General features: G+C 69.1%; 21 protein-coding genes and 3 pseudogenes. 6 read left to right on the plus strand and 18 right to left on the minus strand.

The features are described from left to right. The first annotated feature begins 63 nt into the window (after positions 1-63). The gene (locus tag N8I86_RS00155) at positions 64-276 is read left to right on the plus strand and encodes a cold-shock protein (RefSeq protein WP_073898962.1); all 213 of its coding nucleotides are present in this window, start codon (positions 64-66) and stop codon (positions 274-276) included. On the opposite strand, the gene N8I86_RS00160 is transcribed toward N8I86_RS00155, so the two are convergent. The 7 genes from N8I86_RS00160 to N8I86_RS00185 form a co-directional block, all read right to left on the minus strand. After that, positions 212-1,249 (minus strand): hypothetical protein, encoded by a 1,038-nt coding sequence (locus tag N8I86_RS00160; RefSeq protein ID WP_263276659.1) that lies wholly within the window; start codon positions 1,247-1,249, stop codon positions 212-214. The two genes, N8I86_RS00155 and N8I86_RS00160, sit on opposite strands and share 65 nt — an antisense overlap. Before the next feature lie 38 nt (positions 1,250-1,287). Then, positions 1,288-1,542 (minus strand): ubiquitin-like protein, encoded by a 255-nt coding sequence (locus N8I86_RS00165; RefSeq protein WP_198960502.1) that lies wholly within the window; start codon positions 1,540-1,542, stop codon positions 1,288-1,290. Positions 1,543-1,866: 324 nt separating this feature from the next. After that, positions 1,867-3,660: a hypothetical protein gene (locus tag N8I86_RS00170; RefSeq protein ID WP_263276660.1), complete on the minus strand. Its 1,794-nt coding sequence runs from the start codon at positions 3,658-3,660 to the stop codon at positions 1,867-1,869. Positions 3,661-3,988: 328 nt separating this feature from the next. Next, a complete protein-coding gene (locus N8I86_RS00175) occupies positions 3,989-4,516 on the minus strand; it encodes a hypothetical protein (RefSeq protein WP_263276661.1) in 528 nt (175 codons plus the stop codon). Positions 4,517-4,531: 15 nt separating this feature from the next. Then, the gene (locus tag N8I86_RS38940; RefSeq protein WP_317633578.1) at positions 4,532-5,338 is read right to left on the minus strand and encodes an alpha/beta hydrolase; all 807 of its coding nucleotides are present in this window, start codon (positions 5,336-5,338) and stop codon (positions 4,532-4,534) included. 12 nt (positions 5,339-5,350) lie between these two features. Next, complete coding sequence (locus tag N8I86_RS38945; RefSeq protein ID WP_317633579.1) at positions 5,351-6,352, minus strand: hypothetical protein; 1,002 nt, start codon at positions 6,350-6,352, stop codon at positions 5,351-5,353. 10 nt (positions 6,353-6,362) lie between these two features. After that, positions 6,363-6,812 carry a hypothetical protein gene (locus tag N8I86_RS00185; RefSeq protein WP_263276662.1) on the minus strand — a complete coding sequence of 150 codons (450 nt, stop codon included), beginning with the start codon at positions 6,810-6,812 and terminating at the stop codon, positions 6,363-6,365. Between the two features lie 444 nt (positions 6,813-7,256). On the opposite strand from N8I86_RS00185, the pseudogene N8I86_RS00190 reads away from it, so the two are divergent. The 3 genes and pseudogenes from N8I86_RS00190 to N8I86_RS00200 form a co-directional block, all read left to right on the plus strand. Further along, a pseudogene (locus tag N8I86_RS00190) lies at positions 7,257-7,627 on the plus strand (SOS response-associated peptidase); the annotation flags it as partial. 115 nt (positions 7,628-7,742) lie between these two features. After that, complete coding sequence (locus N8I86_RS00195) at positions 7,743-7,955, plus strand: cold-shock protein (protein ID WP_073898771.1); 213 nt, start codon at positions 7,743-7,745, stop codon at positions 7,953-7,955. A 109-nt stretch (positions 7,956-8,064) separates the two neighbouring features. Then, positions 8,065-8,187, plus strand: a complete 123-nt coding sequence (locus N8I86_RS00200) for a hypothetical protein (protein ID WP_263276663.1) — start codon at positions 8,065-8,067, stop codon at positions 8,185-8,187. A gap of 81 nt (positions 8,188-8,268) precedes the next feature. Here the strand turns inward: N8I86_RS00200 and N8I86_RS00205 are convergent, their stop codons facing one another. The 5 genes from N8I86_RS00205 to N8I86_RS00225 form a co-directional block, all read right to left on the minus strand. Beyond that, the gene (locus N8I86_RS00205) at positions 8,269-8,820 is read right to left on the minus strand and encodes an LppU/SCO3897 family protein (protein WP_263276664.1); all 552 of its coding nucleotides are present in this window, start codon (positions 8,818-8,820) and stop codon (positions 8,269-8,271) included. Between the two features lie 234 nt (positions 8,821-9,054). Continuing rightward, entirely contained in the window at positions 9,055-9,378 is a 324-nt protein-coding gene (locus N8I86_RS00210; RefSeq protein WP_143611385.1) for a hypothetical protein, read from the minus strand. Positions 9,379-9,596: 218 nt separating this feature from the next. After that, the gene (locus N8I86_RS00215) at positions 9,597-10,823 is read right to left on the minus strand and encodes an MFS transporter (RefSeq protein ID WP_263276665.1); all 1,227 of its coding nucleotides are present in this window, start codon (positions 10,821-10,823) and stop codon (positions 9,597-9,599) included. 2 nt (positions 10,824-10,825) lie between these two features. Next, the gene (locus N8I86_RS00220; RefSeq protein WP_450167930.1) at positions 10,826-11,440 is read right to left on the minus strand and encodes a winged helix-turn-helix domain-containing protein; all 615 of its coding nucleotides are present in this window, start codon (positions 11,438-11,440) and stop codon (positions 10,826-10,828) included. A gap of 371 nt (positions 11,441-11,811) precedes the next feature. Then, on the minus strand, positions 11,812-12,351 hold the full coding sequence (locus tag N8I86_RS00225) for a 2'-5' RNA ligase family protein (protein ID WP_263276667.1): 540 nt from the start codon (positions 12,349-12,351) through the stop codon (positions 11,812-11,814). A 393-nt stretch (positions 12,352-12,744) separates the two neighbouring features. Between N8I86_RS00225 and N8I86_RS39555 the strand changes: the two genes are divergently transcribed. Beyond that, positions 12,745-13,772 (plus strand): IS630 family transposase gene (locus tag N8I86_RS39555; RefSeq protein WP_450167933.1). Its coding sequence is split into 2 segments (ribosomal slippage): positions 12,745-13,188 and positions 13,191-13,772, totalling 1,026 coding nucleotides; the frame shifts between segments, so codons are not numbered across the junction. A gap of 45 nt (positions 13,773-13,817) precedes the next feature. On the opposite strand, the gene N8I86_RS00240 is transcribed toward N8I86_RS39555, so the two are convergent. The 6 genes and pseudogenes from N8I86_RS00240 to N8I86_RS00265 all read right to left on the minus strand — a co-directional run bounded on the left by N8I86_RS00240 (position 13,818) and on the right by N8I86_RS00265 (position 17,174). Further along, positions 13,818-14,504, minus strand: a complete 687-nt coding sequence (locus tag N8I86_RS00240; RefSeq protein WP_263276669.1) for a hypothetical protein — start codon at positions 14,502-14,504, stop codon at positions 13,818-13,820. A gap of 179 nt (positions 14,505-14,683) precedes the next feature. Then, positions 14,684-14,984 (minus strand): annotated as a pseudogene (locus N8I86_RS39160) (transposase); the annotation flags it as partial. 44 nt (positions 14,985-15,028) lie between these two features. After that, complete coding sequence (locus N8I86_RS00250) at positions 15,029-15,352, minus strand: hypothetical protein (RefSeq protein ID WP_263276670.1); 324 nt, start codon at positions 15,350-15,352, stop codon at positions 15,029-15,031. 153 nt (positions 15,353-15,505) lie between these two features. Next, a complete protein-coding gene (locus N8I86_RS00255) occupies positions 15,506-15,808 on the minus strand; it encodes a hypothetical protein (RefSeq protein WP_263276671.1) in 303 nt (100 codons plus the stop codon). Positions 15,809-16,092: 284 nt separating this feature from the next. After that, a pseudogene (locus tag N8I86_RS00260) lies at positions 16,093-16,484 on the minus strand (DUF6584 family protein). Between the two features lie 102 nt (positions 16,485-16,586). Then, a complete protein-coding gene (locus tag N8I86_RS00265) occupies positions 16,587-17,174 on the minus strand; it encodes a suppressor of fused domain protein (RefSeq protein ID WP_263276672.1) in 588 nt (195 codons plus the stop codon). 164 nt (positions 17,175-17,338) lie between these two features. Here N8I86_RS00265 and N8I86_RS00270 point away from each other — a divergent pair, with 164 nt between their 5' ends. Continuing rightward, a complete protein-coding gene (locus tag N8I86_RS00270; protein WP_263276673.1) occupies positions 17,339-18,370 on the plus strand; it encodes a hypothetical protein in 1,032 nt (343 codons plus the stop codon). Positions 18,371-18,391 lie beyond the last annotated feature (21 nt).

An 18,391-nucleotide genomic window follows, 5' to 3' on the forward strand; every position in this document is an offset into this window, starting at 1 on the left:
CCGGTGAGGATCGTTGCGGTGAATTCGCCACCGACGACCGACCGCTAGTGAACTGGGGAAGCCATGGCTGAGCGGCAGAACGGCACCGTGAAGTGGTTCAACGAGGAGAAGGGATACGGCTTCATCACGCCCGAATCCGGGCCCGACCTGTTCGTGCACTTCCGGGCGATCGAAGGGAACGGCTTCAAGTCCCTGAAGGAGGGCCAGAGGGTCACCTTCGAAGCAGTCCAGGGGCAGAAGGGCCTGCAGGCCGACAAGGTCCAAGTCGCTGGCTAGGAGCTCCGGTGACGCCTCGGCCGGCCCCGGCGGGCGGGGCCGGCCGAGGCGCGCGGCGGAACCGGCACCACCCACAGCGCCGCAACCAGCGGCCGCCGCAGGCGGCGAGGTGGTCGGCGTGGGCGGCCGTGTCGTGGGCTCGGCGCCGGGCTTCACGGGCGGCCCGGTCAGCGGCCCGTGTAAGGTCACGGGCCCTGCGGGCGGCCTCACGGGCCCGCTGCTTGGCGCTTTCGGCGTCCTTGAGCTGCCTCGACAGGTCATCGACGCGCTGCTCGGCCTGCTGCTGCTCTTCCTCCGCCCGGCTCAGCTTCTCTTCCGCGGCGGTCAGGTGCGCTTCCCGGGCGTGGAGGTGCTGCTCGGCGTCAGCCGCCTGCCGGCGGGCCTGCTCAAGGCGCTCTTCTTGTTGCTCGCGGTGGCGTGCGGACGTGGCATCCCGGTCCGCGACCTCGTCGGCGGGTTCGGTGCGGCGGACCGTTGCGGGCGGGGCGGGCTGGCGGGAGAGCGCGGGGAAGCCGGCCGGGGCGCTCAGCGGTTTGGTCAGGCGTCCTTTCGCCCACTGCCGGGCTGCGTCGGCGTCGGCGAGCACCGCGTGCAGGGTGTCCTGGACTTCCTGCCGTGTGTCGTCGCTGACCGGCTGCCCGGCCCGGGCGGCGCTCTGGCCCGCCTGTTGGGCCAGAGCGCGAGTGACCTGGTGCTGCTGCGCCGACAGCTCTCGCAGCTGCCCGCCGTCGAGATCCTGGTGGGCCCGGCGCAGCGCCTCACCCAGGTGCACCAGACGCTGCACTTCGTCGGGCTGTTCGCGCACCAGCACGTTCGCCCACGCCGACAGCGTCGGGCGGCGCAGCCGGCGGATCTCCTCGGCCAGCTCCCGATCGCCCGCGGCTCGCGCGGCCTGGGCACGCTCATCCCTGGCGGCGGTGAAGACGCCCGGGGCCAGGCCGTAGAGCTCATCGGCGACAGCGTCCAGATCCATCGTTGCCTCCCAGCCCTCACCTCGGCGACAAGGGCAGTTCAGGCGCCTACTTGCTCAACCATCGCGTCGATGGTGTCACCGCTTACCAGGGCGAGTACCCCGACGGTCTGGTAACCCCTGACCCGCTCGCCGTCAAAGAGGAACCGCACCGCGTCAAGTGAGCTCCCTACCCGCTCGCAGTAGGCACGCATGACCTTCTGCATCTGTGTCGTGGACCTGACCCGAAAGTGGACCTCATGGCCGTCCTCGGACCGCACGCTGATCTGGATCGTGCCGTCGCCCTCGCCGGACACACCGCCCTCAAGCACTGTGCAACCCTCTCGTTTGTCCTAAAAGGTCGAAAACGATCTTAGGGCCCCGCGGGCCGTCCCGGGCGCAACGCGGCCACTGCTCTGCCGACTCCGGGTCAAGGGAGAACGGCGCCGTGGACCACCCTCAGAAGGCCGCCCGCGGGGAACCCGAGCCGCTGCCAGCAGGGCGTCGGTACGTCGGTACCTGCCCAGATGCAGGCGGACAAGGCGCGCGACGGGCCTCGCACCGCAACGCTGCAGGAGTATCGGCGCGCACCGGATGCCCGGGTGGCGCCGGTAGCGGGTGCGGGCGGCGGCGTTGGGCGGTCAGGCTGGGCGTACGCCCGGCTGCTGCTGTGCGGAGGAGTGGTGGGCCTGGCGAACCTGTTCCGCGGCACCAGCGGCGGGCTGGGTGCGTGGTGCGGCGGGCGCGGTCTCTGCGGTGCGTTCCCGGGACTGCGCGGCGATCCGGGCGGCGCGTGCGGCCGGCGCCTCGGACCCAGACGGTCGGTGATGCACTGCGCCGTCGAGGGCCCTGAGTGCGCGGAGGGTGTTGGGACGGCTGATGCGCAGGTCGGCGAAGCGGGTCTCGGCTCGCTGCAGCGCTGCGCGGGCCTGCTCGACGTCGTCATGCGAAACGGGCGGGCGGCCGAAGGGCACCGTGCCGCTGCGGTAGGCGGCTTCCGCACTCTCAAGCCGGCGGGCGCTCTCGCCGATCGCCCGGTAGGCCTGGTGGTAGGCGTCGAGGCCGAGCCCGGAGTTCTCGAGCAGGTTCCTGCGTACCGTGTGCCGGCCGGTGCTGGTCACCGCGTAGGGGAAGATCCGCCCCAGCGCCTCGACCGTCAGCCGGCGCTGCTCTGTGAGCGTCTTGGCGATCCGGTCTTCGGCCTCGTTGACGTGGGCCATGAAGGCGTCGCGGGCCGCGGCCATCTCCGCGGCGGTGCCGGGCTGGCGTTCGACTTCGGTGGCCTGCGCGGCGGCGACGACGGCCGCGTGCTTCGCGGGTTCGGCGGCTGCCTCCGCGTCGGCCAGGACGCCGGCGTGCATGAGCAGTGCGTGGCGTGCGGTGAGCTCGTCCAGCTCCTGGTGCAGGCTGCCGCGGGAGAGCAGCGCCGCTTCCTGCTGCGGGGAAAACGGTTGGTGCACATCGGCCGCGGCGGTGGCCTCGGCGAGAACAGTGGTGGCGCGGAAGAGCCGGTCCATCGTCTGCTCGGCGGCGCGCCGGGCCGCCGGTGAGATCAGCCGCCACTGAGCGGCTGCCTGGAGGTCTCCTTCCAGGTGCTTGGGGTAGCCGGGAATCGCCGGTGCCTGCCTGGCCGTGGCGCTGGGGTCGGGGGTCCGGCCGGGTTGTTGCTCGGCGGCCGTGACCGCCTCGGCCAGGGCCGCGGCAGCATCGTCGAGCAACCGGGGTTCCCCGGCTGGGCCGATGAGGGACAGGCGACGCAGGTAGGCGCGGGCCGCCATGTTGGCGCCCTGTCCGGGCTCGGGGTGGGCTTCGGCCACAGGGGCAGTGGCCGGGTGCACGGTGACCAGGTGATCCAGGATGCTGCGCTGGGCGTCCTCGGCGAGTGTGTCGAGCTGGCCGGTCTCGAAGCCGAAGGCCATGCGGTTCAAGAGGCCCAGGGCTGACAGGAGTTGGGCGCTCTCGCCGTGGGCGGGCGCTTCGGCCAGGGCGAGCGCGTCCAGCATCTCGGCGGCGCCGGTGCGCAGCAGCGTGGCGCCTTCGGTCTGCGGGGTGGTGAAGCGGGCGGTGAGGTGTCTCAGCACCTGCTCGTCGGGGCGGGTGCCCAGGGCCAGGGCCCAGATGTGCCCGCCGCGCCGCCAGGACTCGGGCGAGGGCTCGTCCGGCCGGTAGGGGGTGGGGTCGTCCGGCTGCACGTACCGCAGGCGATGGTCGAGCCAGTCGGCTGCCTCGGCGGTCAGCGCGTCGCGGAGGATGCCGGCGCTCTGCCGGGCCTGCGGACCGCCGTCGTCTGCCGTCGCGGCCAGGGCCCGCTCAGCGTCAGCCATGAGCTCGCGCGGTAGGAGCGGCCGCCAGGTGGCGCCGTGGTCGTCGCTAACGTGGCCGGTCACCGCGAGGTTCTCCTCGCGCTCGGCCGTCAAATACCAGCGCATCGCCATGACCGGATCGTTGATCAGCAGCCCGGGTCCGCCAACGTCGGACAGCCAGGGATGGTTGTACGCGCTGGACAGGGCGTAGAGGGGCGGGCCGTTCCCGTGGTGCGGGAGTACGGCACGCGCGGCTGTCTGCGGCGCTCCACCCGGCGGTCCGCCGGCGGCGGCGCCAACGGCCTGGCCGGCGGGGCGAAGGTCGGCCGCGTTGCCGGGCGGGGGACGCGGGCAGGCCCGGGCAGACGAAGAAGGGGGCCGGGCCCCGTTCCCGGCCGCAAGCGCCGGGTAGGGACCTGCGACGCCAGGTCAACGGTGTTGCCGTTAAACGGTGTTGCCGTTAGAAGTGCTCCACCTCCTGGCCGTCCGGGACCTGATAGCAGCCGGAGATGACATCCACGCTCAGCATCGGAGGATTGTCCTTCGCCATCTGAATGATGTGCACACTGGCCTTCTTCGCGTCGTTGTCAGCCGTGAGCCTCAGGTTCTTGTTCTTGCTGGTGTCGGGCCCGTACTCGACGATCTTCCAGCCGCGCTTCGGCAGTGCAGCCCTGAGTCGTTCCATGGCTACCTTGAGGTCATCGGGGGACGCCGGGGTGAAGCTCCACGGGTGGAGGACCCGGAAGTACTTGTCGGGGTCCTTGCCTGAACACTCCGTCACGGTTGCGCGGCTGTCGGACGTCTTGCCTTTTACACCGAGCAGTTCGTAGATACCGCTGGATACGCTTTCCACCTTGTCAGCGGCGTCACTCGACGTGCTCGTGCCGGCGGAGGGGACGTCGGAACCGTTGTCAGTCATGTTGCATCCGGTGAGGGTAGTGAGCGCAAGGGGTATGGCGACTGCGAGGACGCCCAGCTTGATCTTCACGTCAGGGAGTCTCTCCTACTTCACATGGTCCCAGGAACCGGGAGGCCCGAACGGGCCGTACGACGGCTTCAGCTCCACGTCGTCGCCCTTGCCGACAACGACCAGCCCCTGGTTCAACAGGCTCTTGGAGCCGGGGTCCCAGTAACCGCCGTGCCCATGGGTGTTTGTCGCCATCTGATTGGCGCCGAAGTCCGGGTCGCTGGGGATGATGGTGCCGTCCCCGCCGAGGAAAGGGCGGCCGAGCTCCGGAACCGGGTCCGAGCCGCCCTCCTGGTTCCACACATGCCCTTTGGGGACGTCCATCTCGTCCGCGCCGGACACCAGGACGCCGGGGCTGCCCGCGAAGACGACGTCGTCGGCGTTGAGGGTCCCCGTCTGGGCTGCGGCTCCGATGAGGGTCGATCCGTACGAGTGACCGATCACGGTGCGGTGCGGTGGTGTGTCACCGGAGTGTGAGGCGTCGAGCCCGTCGAGGAACTTGTTGAACGCGGGCGCACCGTCGCGTGCGTAGCTGTCGTTGCGCGCGTCCTTGACGACTTCGTCCGGCGCGTCGTAACCCAGCCAGGTGATCGTGGAGACGGTTTGACCGCCGGACTTGGAGTGGGCCACGTCCCAGACGTTGACCATCCGGTTGATGTTGCCGTTGATGCTGTTCAGGTCCGACGTCGTGCCCGGCACGTAGACGGCTTGGTGGTCCGCGGTATCCGGGTTCCCGTTGGCCACGATCGCGCGGCCGTCGTCCTCGGCGCTGAAGCCCAGCAGGTAGGCCTCGGGAAGCCCCCGCTCACCCGTCTTGTCGAAGCGGCCCTGGATGTCCTGCATACCGTGCAGCGACTAGTCGAGGTGGTCGTACCGCTCGCCGTATTTCTTGTACCAGTCCGTCCATTCGTCGGTGTGGACTCTGGACGACCAGCCGAGCTCGGAGATGGTGGTCCACTCGTTCTTCGGCGGTTTTGGGATGCGGTCGAATTCCAGTTGGTAGCGGGCCCGGGTCTCGTCCAGGACAATGCGGTTGGCCTCGTCGCGCACGGTGGAAGGCAAGCCGTCGAGCTTGCCCACGCTGTCGGGACGCATGGAGATGTAGGCAGACTTCTGCTCTTCGGTGAGCCCCTTCCACCAGGCCGCGTTGTCCTTCGGGTCGCCGTCCTTGGGCGGGTGGGGCAGAGAGTCGAGGTACTTCTTGCCGGCCTCGCTCACGCCGTCCTGGTCGGACTTGACGTCGGCCCAGTCCTTGTCCGAGACCTTCAGGTCGTCGTCGGCCCTCAGCGCCCGCAACTTCGGAGCCCACTTCGTGTCCGCGTCGGTGGCTTCTTTCAGCGCGTCACCGATGCGGTTCGCGAACCCGACTGCCTTGCCGAAATTGGGATTCGGGTGCATGTGGATGGCCTGCTGCTCGATCGCATTCGCCGCCGGGTCCGTCGAGCTGGTGCTGGCCGACACCGTGCCCCCCTCGGGCACCTTCCCTTCGGTCTCCTTGCCGCCCGCCGGGAAGGAGACCGAGCCGTCCGCACCGACCGTGCAGCCTGCCGCCTTCGCGTCCTCCAGAGCCGCATCCAGCTTCCGTTTGGCCGCCGCCATGTCGAAGGCGAAACCATTCAGCGCCGTACTGGCCAGCGCGCACTCGGTCTGCATGTAGTGAAAGTTCTTGCCCAGCTCCTTCAGCTCCCCGACGGCGGCCTCCATCGCCTTGCCCTCAAGCTGGTTGCGCAGGCTCGGGGCGATCTTGTTCTCGATCGCTTCCTTGGCCGTACTCGCCATGTCGCTCGTGGCGCGGTATCCGTCGGCAGCTTCCTCGAACTCGGCGGGCTTCAGCGCCTTCAGCGTCGCTATGTCCATGACCGTCCCGTCACCGGCCCTTCGCCTGGCCGCCGACGGCGTCGGTGTCCTTGTACTTGGCCGCGGCCCTGTCCAGTTCGGCCCTCACCTCACCATCCGACTTCGACAGGTCGTGCCCGGACCGCTCCATCAGCCCGCCCAGCTCACCACAGCGGCCCTTGACGCCGGCCACGTACTTCTTCCAGGAGTCATACAGCTCCTTCTGGGCCGCCACGGACTCACACCCTGACGTCTCCCCCAGGCCGGACTGCCCGTCGTCCAGCTTGCCCAGCGCCTTGCCGATGTCGTCCTGGAGACCCTTGGTGTCCTCGCCGGCCATCGTCCAGGTCTTCTTCTGCGACTTCAGCTTGCCCGAGGCACCGCTGCCACCCGGATCCATCGGAATGTGGTTCAGCTGCATGCGGGTGGAGCCGCGGGTCGCCGCGGCCGCCTTCAACTGCTCCCACTCGTCCCAGGCCATATGTCTGGTCCTCCCCGTTTCCCCGTCGCCGGCATCCCCCGCCGGCCCCCGCCATGCTCGCCTTGGAAGAGGAGGAAATCAAATCAAACACCTGCGCATCCGGGGAGGTTGAGTGGGCGGGTCGGCAAACCGGAGTCCCGTCTCCCGGGCGCGGCACCGGCCGGAGCCTCAACCTGGTGGCGATTACACCCGCGCACTCGACCATGTGCTGCGGCCACGTCGCCTGGATGACGCCAGACGGCCGAAGCGTTCCTCAAGGCCGACTGCTTCTGGACCTTGTGACCTGAGCTGTTGAACCGGTGGGGTGGGCCGGGCGCGTGCAGGCGCCCCGGCCCACCCCACGTCTTTGGTCACGGAAGCCGTTCGGCGGTGATGAACGTGCTGTATCCGATCACCGAATGGGGATGGACGTTGAGCTTCCCTGTGTCGTCCAGACGGCTAAGGGGCCTGTTCATCCACCCCGAAGACGACCAGGTGATGGCGCTCGCCGCCCTGTACGAGTACTGGCGCGACCCCGCCATCCCCCACGACGACGACCCGACCGCCTGGCTGACGACCTGCACCATGATCACCACCGAAGCCACAACCCCCGCATGCCTCTGGCCCTCACCGCCGACCACTACGACGCCTGGCTCGACCCCACCCACCATGACGCCGACGAGCTGCGCGCCCTCCTCGACCAGCCCGCAGGGGGGCACCTCAACGCCCGCCCCGTCTCCACGGCCGTCAACAACGTCCACAACAACGGCCCCCACCTCCTCGACCCAGTTGCACGAAGTGCGTGGGCGCGGCCCGAAGGAAGGTCGGCTCCATAGCCCCCTTGGAGTGATTCCGGGCCGCGCTCTGGGCGCGCGGGACCGCAGCCCGGTGAGGATCGTCTCGGCGACGATGCACCGCCGACGACCGACCGCGACGTGAACTGGGGAAACCATGGCCGAGCGCCAGAACGGCACTGTGAAGTGGTTCAACGAGGAAAAGGGATACGGCTTCATCACGCCCGAATCCGGGCCCGACCTGTTCGTCCACTTCCGGGCGATCGAAGGAAACGGCTTCAAGTCCCTGAAGGAAGGCCAGAAGGTCACCTTCGAAGCCGTTCACGGCCAGAAGGGCCTGCAGGCCGACAAGGTCCAAGTCGCCGGCTAGGCGCTCCGGTGACGCCTCGTCCGGTTCGGCCCGCCGGACCGGACGAGGCGCGCGACGGACTCGGCACCACAGCGCAGCAACAGCGGCGACGTGCGCCCGCGACCGGCCCGTGGCAGGCGGCTGGCTGCGCCTGGCCGGCGTGCACGACTCCGTCCTGCGCACCCTGCAACTCGTCGGCCTCGGCACCGTCATCACCTGCCGCGCAAGCCTGCGCGGCGCACTCACCGCCTGACACCACCCGCTTTCAGCCTGGCAGGTAGGCGTATGCCCGGCTGGCGCCGCTGCGCCAATGAGTCGTGAGCCTGTCCGCCTGCTAGCGCTTCAACGCGTGCAGGCACAGGCTCGTCACGCCGTCCTTGCTGTACTCCGGGTCGGCGACATAGTCCCGGGACGCGCAGGGGCCGTCCATCGGGTCGACGACGCGGTACTGCGCCTGCGAGGAGCCGCAGCCGACCGGCCGGAGGCTCTGCTCGGGCCAGGGGGCGTCGTTGCGGGCGCACGAGCCGGCGGTCAGGGGCGGGTGGCCGTCGCCGCTGTCCGGGCCCGCCAGCATGCCGACCAACAGGAGCAGCGGCACGGCGAGCACCACGAGGCCGAGCAGGCTGAGCGGGACGAGGGCCAGGATGCCGGCCGGCCGCCGGAACACCGGCTTGCCCGGGTCCAACGGGGGCCGCCACCCGGGCGCCGGTTCGGGGATTCGCCGGATGCCGGACAGGGCACTGAGGTTGGCCAGCAGCACGAAGGGGGTGATGAGCACCGACAGCGGGCTCCACCAGCCCATCACCATCGTGTCCGCCTGCATGTCCCGGAAGGATGCCAGCGCGCAGGTGCGGCAGAACACCCCCTGACGCCGCAGGAACCGCATGACCACCACCATGCCCTGGTGGCCCCGGACCGTCACCGGCGCGGCAGGCGCGGCCCCGCACACCTGGCAGATGGCCGGGAGCGGATAGGGCCCCGGGGCCTGCGGGTACGGCGCCGGTGTCGGGGCGTACGGTCCCGGCGCCTGCGCGAAAGGCCCTGCAGGCGGCTGGTCTGGGGGTGGCGGCGTGCTCAACTGGAGCCTTTCCAAGGGGACATGTCGGAACGGCACAGCACCCTACTCGGTGCGCTGTCCCGGCAACGGTCCCGCGTGCGCGACAACCACAGGGGCCTCGACGCCTGATCGCTCTGGTGGATGCGGCGTCGCAACGGGACTGCTCATGCCGATGGCGGCGGCCGCGATGACGGTGGTGCCCGGCTTGCTCGGTTTCCCGAGGAAAGGGGCCACGCGCTGGGGAGTGAGCCGGATGACCCTGCTGGCCCCGCACAGGGGCGAGGCGGCGCTGACCGCGTCGCATGCGGCCGCGAACGCCGGATCGCCTCCCCGCCAGGCCCCCGCAGCGCTGATGCCGAGGATCAGCTCTGGGTCCTTGCCGAACACGCAGAAGCGGGCTGATCAACCGCTCCACCGCCTGGCCGGCAACCGCCGAAGGCCGGCCAGGCCGACGTCATCCGAGCGGAGACGGTCGTCACCGGACCAACGTAGCGACTGCCGTCGGCCCGGCACAGGCCGATCCGGCGGCAGGGTGTGTGGGCGGCACCGGCACCGCATGAGCGTGCTCATCCACCGGACCGTGGGCCTTCCCCTGGGCCCTTGCGTCACCAGTGGTGCTCTCCTGCCAGGCGGGTGTCGACTTCTTTCTCGCTCGGTTGATGAGTCGTGCGTGTTGCCAGATAGAGCGCCGCAGCGGCCATCAGCGTCCCCATGGCTGCGAGCATCACGCGGTAGTCCACCAGCGCGATCAGCGCGGCTCCGGCGGCGATCGCCGTCGTCTGCGGCACTGCGATCAGCACATTCAGCGCGGCATCGGTTCGGCCCATGAGCGGGGCGGGCGTACGCCGTTGGAAGAAGGTCATGACGCCCGCGACGATCAACGGCAGGCTGGCGCCGATGAGCAGGGTGCCGGTCGCGACGGTGAGATTCGTGGGGGCGGCGTCCAGGAGGAAGCCCGCGGCGGCGCAGGCCAGGCCGAGCATCACGGTTCTTTCCTCCCCTGCGCGCCACATGAGCACTGCGGCGGCCATCCCGGCGGCTATGGCGCCAGCGCCTTGCAGGGAGCTGAGCAGGCCGACGAAGGCGGGCGGGCGGTGCAGTCCTTCGTCGACCACAGCGAAGAGCACCGACTCGGAGAATCCGAAGGCGACAACGGCGATCACCACGGCGATGGTCGCCTGCCGTAGTGCGGGGGTTCGTGCGATGTAGCGGAAGCCGGCGGCGATGCGGGCCCCGGGTTCCTCGTGCTGCGTGGGCTGCGGGCGTTCCTCGCGATGCCGGATCAGTGCGAGGAGGCCGGCTGCGAGGGCGAAGGTCACCGCGTCGCCTGCCACCAGTGGGCCGAGGCCGTAGGCGGCCAGGACTCCTGCGCCCAGGAGCGGGGCGATCAGGCGCAGGCCCTGCAGCAGGGTCTGCAGCAGGCCGTTGGCGTCGCCCAGTTGCCTGGGCGGGATCAGTGTTTGGGTGAGCGCCGTCATGGCCGAACCGGTGGCGCCGCTGGCCAGCCCGTACATGACCATGACGACGTAGCAGACCCAGACGTCGTGGCGGTCGTGGACCGACAGTAGGGGCGGGAGCATTACCACGCAGGCCAGGTTCAGGACGATCAGAAGCGGCCGCCGGCGCACCCGGTCGGCCAGGGCGCCGCCCAGGGGCGCTGCCAGGGTCCCGAGGATGAAGGCGAAGAAGGTGAGCCCGGCGGCGGAACTGCTGCCGGTGAGTTCCTTGACCCGGATACCGAGGGCAATCCACAGGGCGTTGCTCCCGGCCGTGTCTATCATCCTGGCCAGGACGAGCAGGCGGACGTCGCGGCGGGCGAGGAGGGCACGCACGGTCAGTCCTCCAGCGGGCGCAGGGCGTCGGCCGGGAAAGTGAACTGGACCAGCTCCATCGGGACGGCGCCTTCGGGGCGCAGCGACGGATCGTCGAGCCGGTCGCGGTAGCGCAAGAAGAACGCGTTCAGGTCCTCCTGGAATGACTCCGCTTCCTCCGGGGTGAGGTAGAAGACCGACTCGGCGAAGCTGGTGATCTTGTTCCAGTGCTCAGGGAACGCGGAACGCACGGCAGCGACCTTGCGGATCCGCTCCAGCCACGAGTCCCACAGCACCGCACTGAGCGCGGCAGCGGCGATCGTGGCCTCCGGATCCCCCGCGGAATCGGAACCCTCGACGGAGAAACCGATGTGCGCACGCCGCCAGGGACGACTGCGACCCGTGCCGCCCCCGGCCTCCTCGACGAAGCCGTACTTGGCCAAGGTCCGCAGATGGAAGGCGCAGTTCGTCGGCGACTCCCCCACCATCTGCGCGGCCTCGCTCGCGGTCAGCGGCTCACGCCGGGCCAGAGCCTCCAGCAGGGCAAGACGAGTGGGATGAGCGACAGCCCGCATGGCCTTCGGGTCAGTGAGCCTGCGATGACCGCGCGGAGAGACCTGCGCATCTTCAGAAGACATACTTCGAAACGATACGCTCGAAAGAAGTCTTTCGAAAGTGCCGGCCCGCGGCGTGGCCCCGACGTGATGACAACGCGGGCCGTCAGGGCGCTGCCGGGCTCGTCCGGCTGAATGCCCCTGCCGCAGAGGCAAGCGCGTCCTGTCAACCGCACCTGATGCACGTCACGTTCATGGGATGCGGTCCTTCATACGCTGCTCAGCACCCTGACCGCCGACCAACTACCCGACCGCGGACGAAACACAGACCTCGCGCTCCGCGAAGCCCTGCCCGTCTACCTCAGCCCGCGCTGAGCAGGTCGAAGCCGGCTGACTGACGTCTCTTGCTGGTCCGCTGCCCGTTGCGGCGGACCAGCGCCAAGCTCCCGGCCCGTTCACCCAAGGAGGGCGAACGACGTCCGCTCTTGCCACTTCGCGCCGTCATGCACCATGAGGTCAACTGACGAGACGCGCGCCGTGAGCGGGAGTCTGCCGAGCAGGTCGGCCTCAATCTCATCCAGAACTGCATCGTCCTGGCCGTCGGCGACGGTCAGGTGGGGCACAATCTCGGTGAACTGGCCCCCGTAGGGAGGGGCCTCGGGCCAACGGTCGGCGATCACCTCAGTGAGCCGCCGCAACTGCGTGTCTGGCTCAGGAGCGAGATACAGCACCCCTGGAAACCGGCCACAGCTCTCAAACCGCAGGTCGAAGGCATGATGACTGCCGATCGTGGCAGCTAGCCCCGAGCGCACACGTGCATCTATTCGGCTCTCATCGAGGAACGGGAAGAGCACAGTGACATGGGCGGGAACCCCTGCTTGGGCTGATGGATCGAACCGCTCACGCCATGCGCGGACCGCAAGCTCCGCATCCGGGATCCTGACGATGAGTCCCGTCTGGCCTGCCTGAAACCTGCTCGTGCTGTCGTCTGCCATGGCACGGCATGCTGCCACCTCAGAGGCCGACGGCAGCACTCATTAAGAGTCCATGATCACGACCGGCACGCCGCAACAGGTACGCCTCATGCGCGCGATTGGTACGTGCGTCTCGGGTTCACCCTGATCGACACGGTTCCCGGCGCGTTCCGGCATCCGACGCTGGGCCCCCTCGGGCTGCATGTCATGTTGGACGACCTGGACTCGTGCAGTCGATCGAGAAGATCAACCAGCAGGGCTCGGTGATGTACTGCGCCAGGAAGTCCCCCACCGAACACAGCGAACGCCGAGCCCGCGCCGTCCGAAGAGAAGGCCCCCGCCCACACCTACTGACCTTCAAAGCGTGGTGTCGTCGGGGCTGACGTTTCGTGATCCCTGCGGTACGCCGACCGCATGAGGTATCCACAGGGGGGCGGGCTGACCGACGAACGGCGGTCCCTACGCGAGGAATTGCGTTGGGAGGCGGCCGAGCGGTTCAGCCAGGGCGACGAGAACACGGTCATCGCTCACGACCTGCGGGTCAGCATCCGGTCCGTACAGCGCTGGCGCAAGGCCTGGTCGCAGGGTGGACCGAGAGCCCTGGCCTCGAAGGGTCCGGGCTCGCTGCCGCTGCTCAGCGACGAACTGTTCGCCGTGCTGGAGCGGGAGCTGGCCAAGGGGCCGGCGGCACACGGTTGGCCGGACAAGACCTGGACCCTGTCGCGGATCAGGACGCTGATCGGGCGCCGCTTCCACAAGAGCTACACCGCGCAAGGGGTCGCCGCCCTGCTCAAGCGGCACGGCTGGAGCTGCCAGGTGCCGGCCCGGCGGGCGATCGAGCGGGACGAGAGCCTGGTGGACGGCTGGGCGAAGGAGACCTGGCTCCAGGTGGAAGGACCGTGGCGGCGCTCGATGCCTGGCTCGTCTTCGAGGACGAGGCCGGCTTCTCGATGACGCCGCCGGCCACCCGCACCTGGTCCCGCCGCGGCCACACCCCCGTGGTCCGCGTACGGGGCCGCTCGCGCCGCCGCTTATCGGTGGCGGCCCTGGCTTGCTACAAGACTGGTGCCCGGCCCGACGAGCGCAAGAGCTTCTCCTGGAAGGACTACCGCGACCTGGTCCAGAGCGCCCACCAGCAGCTCGGTGGCCCGATCGTGCTCGTCTGGGACAACCTCAACACCCACCTGACTGCCGGACTGCACCGCTACATCTCCGACCGCGACTGGCTCACCGTCTTCCAACTCCCGCCCTACGCACCTGACCTCAACCCAGTCGAGGGCATCTGGTCCGTCCTGCGACGCACCACCACAGCCAACCGCGCGTTCGCCGACCCCGATGATTTGATCAATGCCGTCCGGCGCGGCCTGCGCCAGCTCCAGTACCGCCAGGACGTCCTCGACGGCTGCCTTACCGGCACCGGCCTGCAAGGCCAGCCACCATGACGACATCACGCCCTCAACACCGTGGCCGGCGAGCGCTTTCAGGATTCAGACGTGCTGCATCCAAACATTGGGCTCTACGTAGGTGCCCAGATCAGCAGAACGGTCGAGCTGTAGCAAGCTCAGCCCTTTAGGGATGACGTAGCCACCCGTTTCGGGAAACACCATGCCGGTCCAACGCTCCCACTCAGCGATCGTGCCGGTCATAGTCTGCGACTCGGGAGCCGCTGCAAGAACGCGGGCGCCCAGACGCTGATGCGTCCGAATCCATGGATCCAGGGCCATACCGTCCTCGCGGGTCCACCTCATGAAGGCATCGATGGACGTCAGCGGGTAGCGGGCTTTCAACGTCGGGCGCACCGGCGCTATAACGCGCGGCCATCCTGCATCCTCGGCGAGCTGGCGCAGCGCCTTGAGGGTCTCCCCGGCCAGGCCGCGTCCCTTGCGCGAAGGGGTGACGATTGCCCCGCAGATCACCAGAGTGTCGGGTTCGATGCCTTGTTCTCGGCCCTCCACAGCGCGAATCGTGGCCTGGGTGTAGCCAGTGGGGAGTGTCTCTGTTCGCCCGTCCCACCGGATCGGGATACCCCAGCCGGCCGCGACAGGCACACCGCGGTCGTCCACCAGCATGAGATCAAGGTCGGCGAACCACTCCCTGATTCTGCCGATGTACTGCTTGGCCAGCCGATCGGCTGAGATGAACTCCGGGAAGCCCTCACTGAAGAGCTCCTGCATCTGCTCATCAGGCCATGTGCGTGCGTCTGTTCGCTCAACAGTAAAGGTCACCGGCCCTTTCTAGCGCAACGACCACAGCCAGAGCGATCGAGTTCCTACCGCCTGGGTTGGAACAGACCACCGAGATCACGCCCCGCCGACCCCTCACGACACCACGCTTTGAAGGTCAGTAGGAGGTCCTAACAAAGGCGTCGGACGGGGCGGTGGGTGATCAGGCAGGTGCCGAGCCGAGGAAGGCCTCGTGGATGTCGTCACGTCACTCCCATCGGATCCGCAGGCGGCGAAAGCCGTGCAGCCAGGCGATGGTGCGCTCGACCACCCAGCGGGATGCCCGATGACCGGGCGGATGCCGCGCTGCCACAGCAGTCTGTGGTACTTGTCGTGGTCGTAGCCGCGGTCGGCAAGAAGCGCGTCGGGCCGGTGTCTGGGCCGGCCGACGACGTCGGCAACCGCCGGTATCTTGTCAAGCAAGGGCAGGACTCACATGATCAACAGCTTCTGTTAGGACCTCTTAGCGCGTCAGGTCAGCTTGGTCCGCCCAGGATTCGCCGTGCGTCAGCCCACAGCTGCTCGAACTCTTCCGCGGAGATCTCTGCTGCTTGGGGCTGGGTCTGCCAGCCGTCCAAGGGGGCGTCGGCGAGAACGCCGTACTGCCGTTCATAGCGGTCCATCGCCGGCGGGTCGGCGTGGTCACGCAAGTGCAGCACCTCTTCTAGGGAGGCCGCCGTCACCGGCCGCGCGTCTGTTCCCCGGACCTCGACATGACGCGTGGCCCAGCCCTCGTCATCGGCCTCGAAGTACAGCCACAGGTCTTCGTCCTCGTAGTAGGTGCGGAACCAGGTCGTCACACGCCCATCCTGGCCCACGTGGCTTTGTTCCCGAACGTCGGCGTGTACACGGGTTCCGGCGCGACCAGCGGGTGCGCCGACGATCGGCACTCGATGACATGACGTGACGTCGCCCCGATGGCGAGCAGTGCGCGGGCGTGCCTACTGGATAGGTCAGGGAATGAGTCCGCCGTTCACGGCACGGTCGTAGAGCCGCTGGTGCCACTCGTTGGCGTTCGGCCCGGGGCCGGTGGTTAGGACAGGGTTCGGACCGGTCTCGATGAGGTGCAGAAGCGTCCAGGCGACGCCGTAGCAGTCGTCTGGGCCGAAGCAGGAGACGAGTGCCTTGGCTTCCTCTCCAGTGACCGGCCTGGGGATCGCCTGGAGCTGCTGTTCACGTCTGTCGATCTCTTCCTCGTTCGCATCCCAGTCCGGAAGCGGGCCGTCGGCGACGAACGTCTGCACTTCGGGTCTCATGGGTCAATGATCGGGTTAGCGCCCCGCCGTAGTCAGGGCACGGTCACCGGCCAGCAGCAGGTCGAGGCCTTGCGCGAGGTCCGCCGGACCGGTGCCGGCCGCCGGCGACCGGTCGCACTCGGTCGGATCAGGGTGCAGTTTGTCATCCGCCGGGCGCTCGTTGAGCGGCTGGGGACGCTTCGCCGATCCACGGCTGCGCGCACGCAGTCATGAGCGGTCGAGGACGTCGGCGGCGGCGTGCGGCGGGCGACGGGGACGGCGGGGTCGTAGAAGCGGCACCTGAGTCAGTCGAAGAGGGCAATGAGTCCATTCACCCAGATCGCGAGGAACCTGAGGGCTGCGACCAGGCAGCCGGTGCCCGCCAGCACACCGCCGACCGTCCACGGCCGGGAGGGTTCCTCGCCCTCGCTTCCCAGGCCGTCCTGGTAGGAGGCGGGGTCGTCCCAGTCGACGGGGTGGCCCAACTCCTCGGCGCAGGCGTCCGCACCGCGACCGGCTGCCCCTTCGCGAAGGCGGTGGCGGCCTTCCCCTCGGGCCCGTGCCAGGCGAGCGCCTTCATCCGCCACCCGGGAGACCCGTACCGGTCCTCGAAGGCGGCGCTCTCGCCGGCGTCGCGGTCCTCCTCGAGGTACATCCAGCGTCCGGCCTCGGCTACGTCGCCGCAGAGCCGGTACACCCCGGCCAGACGACGGCGCAGCGTCAGGTCGTCGGGGAAGGCCCGGGTCAGAACTGGATGCCGCCGGCAGTCCCTGTGTATGGGGCGTGATCCCTCTCGTGGTCAGACGACGGAGGCGCGATGTGGATCGACCGGGTTGATCGCTCGCTCGTCGAAGAGGGTTTCGAGTTCCTCGAGGCCCTGTTCGCGTCGGTAGTCCTTCTCGGCCTTGGTGATCGGCAGCAGCCAGAGAATCTGCGCGTGGGCTGTTTCGTCCCATGCGCAGACTTCGAAGTCGGGGCAGTAGGGGTAGGGCAGGCTGATCAGGTAGTGGTCGCAGCGGGAGTCATCCAGCCACGGCCGGCCGATGGGGACGGTGTGTCCGACATCCAGTCGGTGGTGGTTGGGTCCGCAGTGGTAGTAGGCGTTCATGGAGACGCTCTCCAGGTTCACCCATTCGTCGCGTGGCGCCGCGAGGAAGAACTCCGTGCCGTGACCGTCCTGCTGGGTCGCAGCCCAGCAGCCGGACGTCACATAGACCCACCAGCCGCCCGGGCTGTTCGGGCGTACTCGGAACACGCGGAATCCGGGCACGCGCTCCTCGATGGGGCCCTCGACTCCCGGGAGCTCATCGATGACCTGGCCGGGGAAGTGCCGGCGCAGATGCTCACGCAGGGCTGCTCGTGCTGCGAGGGCGGCGTCAACGGACATGATCTGATCATGGCAGCCCCGCGCCACGTCGAGCAGCCCGGAGAGGGCCGTAGCCCGGCGGCATCGAGCGGGCCCTCTGGGAGAACGCGCCTTGACGGCGGATCGGCAGGCTGTCGTAGAAGGCGCTGCATCCTGCTCGTGAGCAGGCGTCTAGGGTCGCGGTCATGTCGAGGACCACACCGCCGCGCCCGCTCGATGTCGAGGAACTGTTCCCAGAGCTGGCCGCCCACCGGGGCACCACCACCCGGCTCCATCCGCGCCCGGGACGGCCGGAGATGGCGGACAGCTCTGTCGGCGGTCCGCTGCTGTGGCCCGCGGGCGAACCCTGGCCGGTGTGCACCGAGGCACACCCCCACGCGCGTGGCCGGCGCCCGGCGGACATTCACCAACAGCGGCAAATCCTGGCCGCCGCCTGGCAGCGGGACTTGAGCACCGGTCCCACCGACGACGAACGACAACTGCTGGATCGGCTCGGCCAGAAGCACCGGGTCGAGGATGCCGGCCCGGCAGATGCCCTGCCGCTGATCGGCGTGGCTCAGCTGTACCGCCGCGACGTCCCCGATTTGCCGGCCGGCCCGGACGACTGTGACCTGCTGCAGGTGTTCTGGTGCCCCTTCGACGCGCACGGCCCGACCGGCCACGGCATGCTGCTCGACCTGCGCTGGCGCCGGTCGTGGGAAGTCGACCACGCGCTGGAACAGCCGCCGCAGCCGCAGGTCGTCGGCTTCGACGGATACCTACCCGAGCCCTGCGTCCTGCACCCGGAGCAGGTGGCCACCTACCCGTTCGCCGGCCTCCTCCCGGAGGAGCTGTGCGCCCGGATCGACGCCTGGGAAGAGGCGCTGGAGGAGGAAACCGAGCACACGGCCGACGACGACGCCCCCACGCCGGTGGGCTACCAGTACGACCTGTCCATCCCACCGGGGTGGCGCGTCGGCGGTTTCGCCTCCTGGCACACCACCGACCCAGCGCCCATGAACTGCCGGACCTGCGGCGCCTCGATGCCTCTGCTGCTCACCATCGACAGCTCGGAATGGGACGGCGGCAGCGGCAGCTGGAAGCCCATGGAAGAGCAGAACCGGCCCCCGCACCCCTACGCGACGCCGACACAGGTCACCGTGGGCCGCTGGGGCGAACTGAACATCTTCGCCTGCCCCGAAGACCCCGGCCACCCCCACCGCTGGAGTATCCAGTAGCGAGGTCTGGCTACTCTGCTG

It is taken from the genome of Streptomyces albidicamelliae (assembly GCF_025642175.1).
Lineage (GTDB): Bacteria > Actinomycetota > Actinomycetes > Streptomycetales > Streptomycetaceae > Streptomyces > Streptomyces albidocamelliae.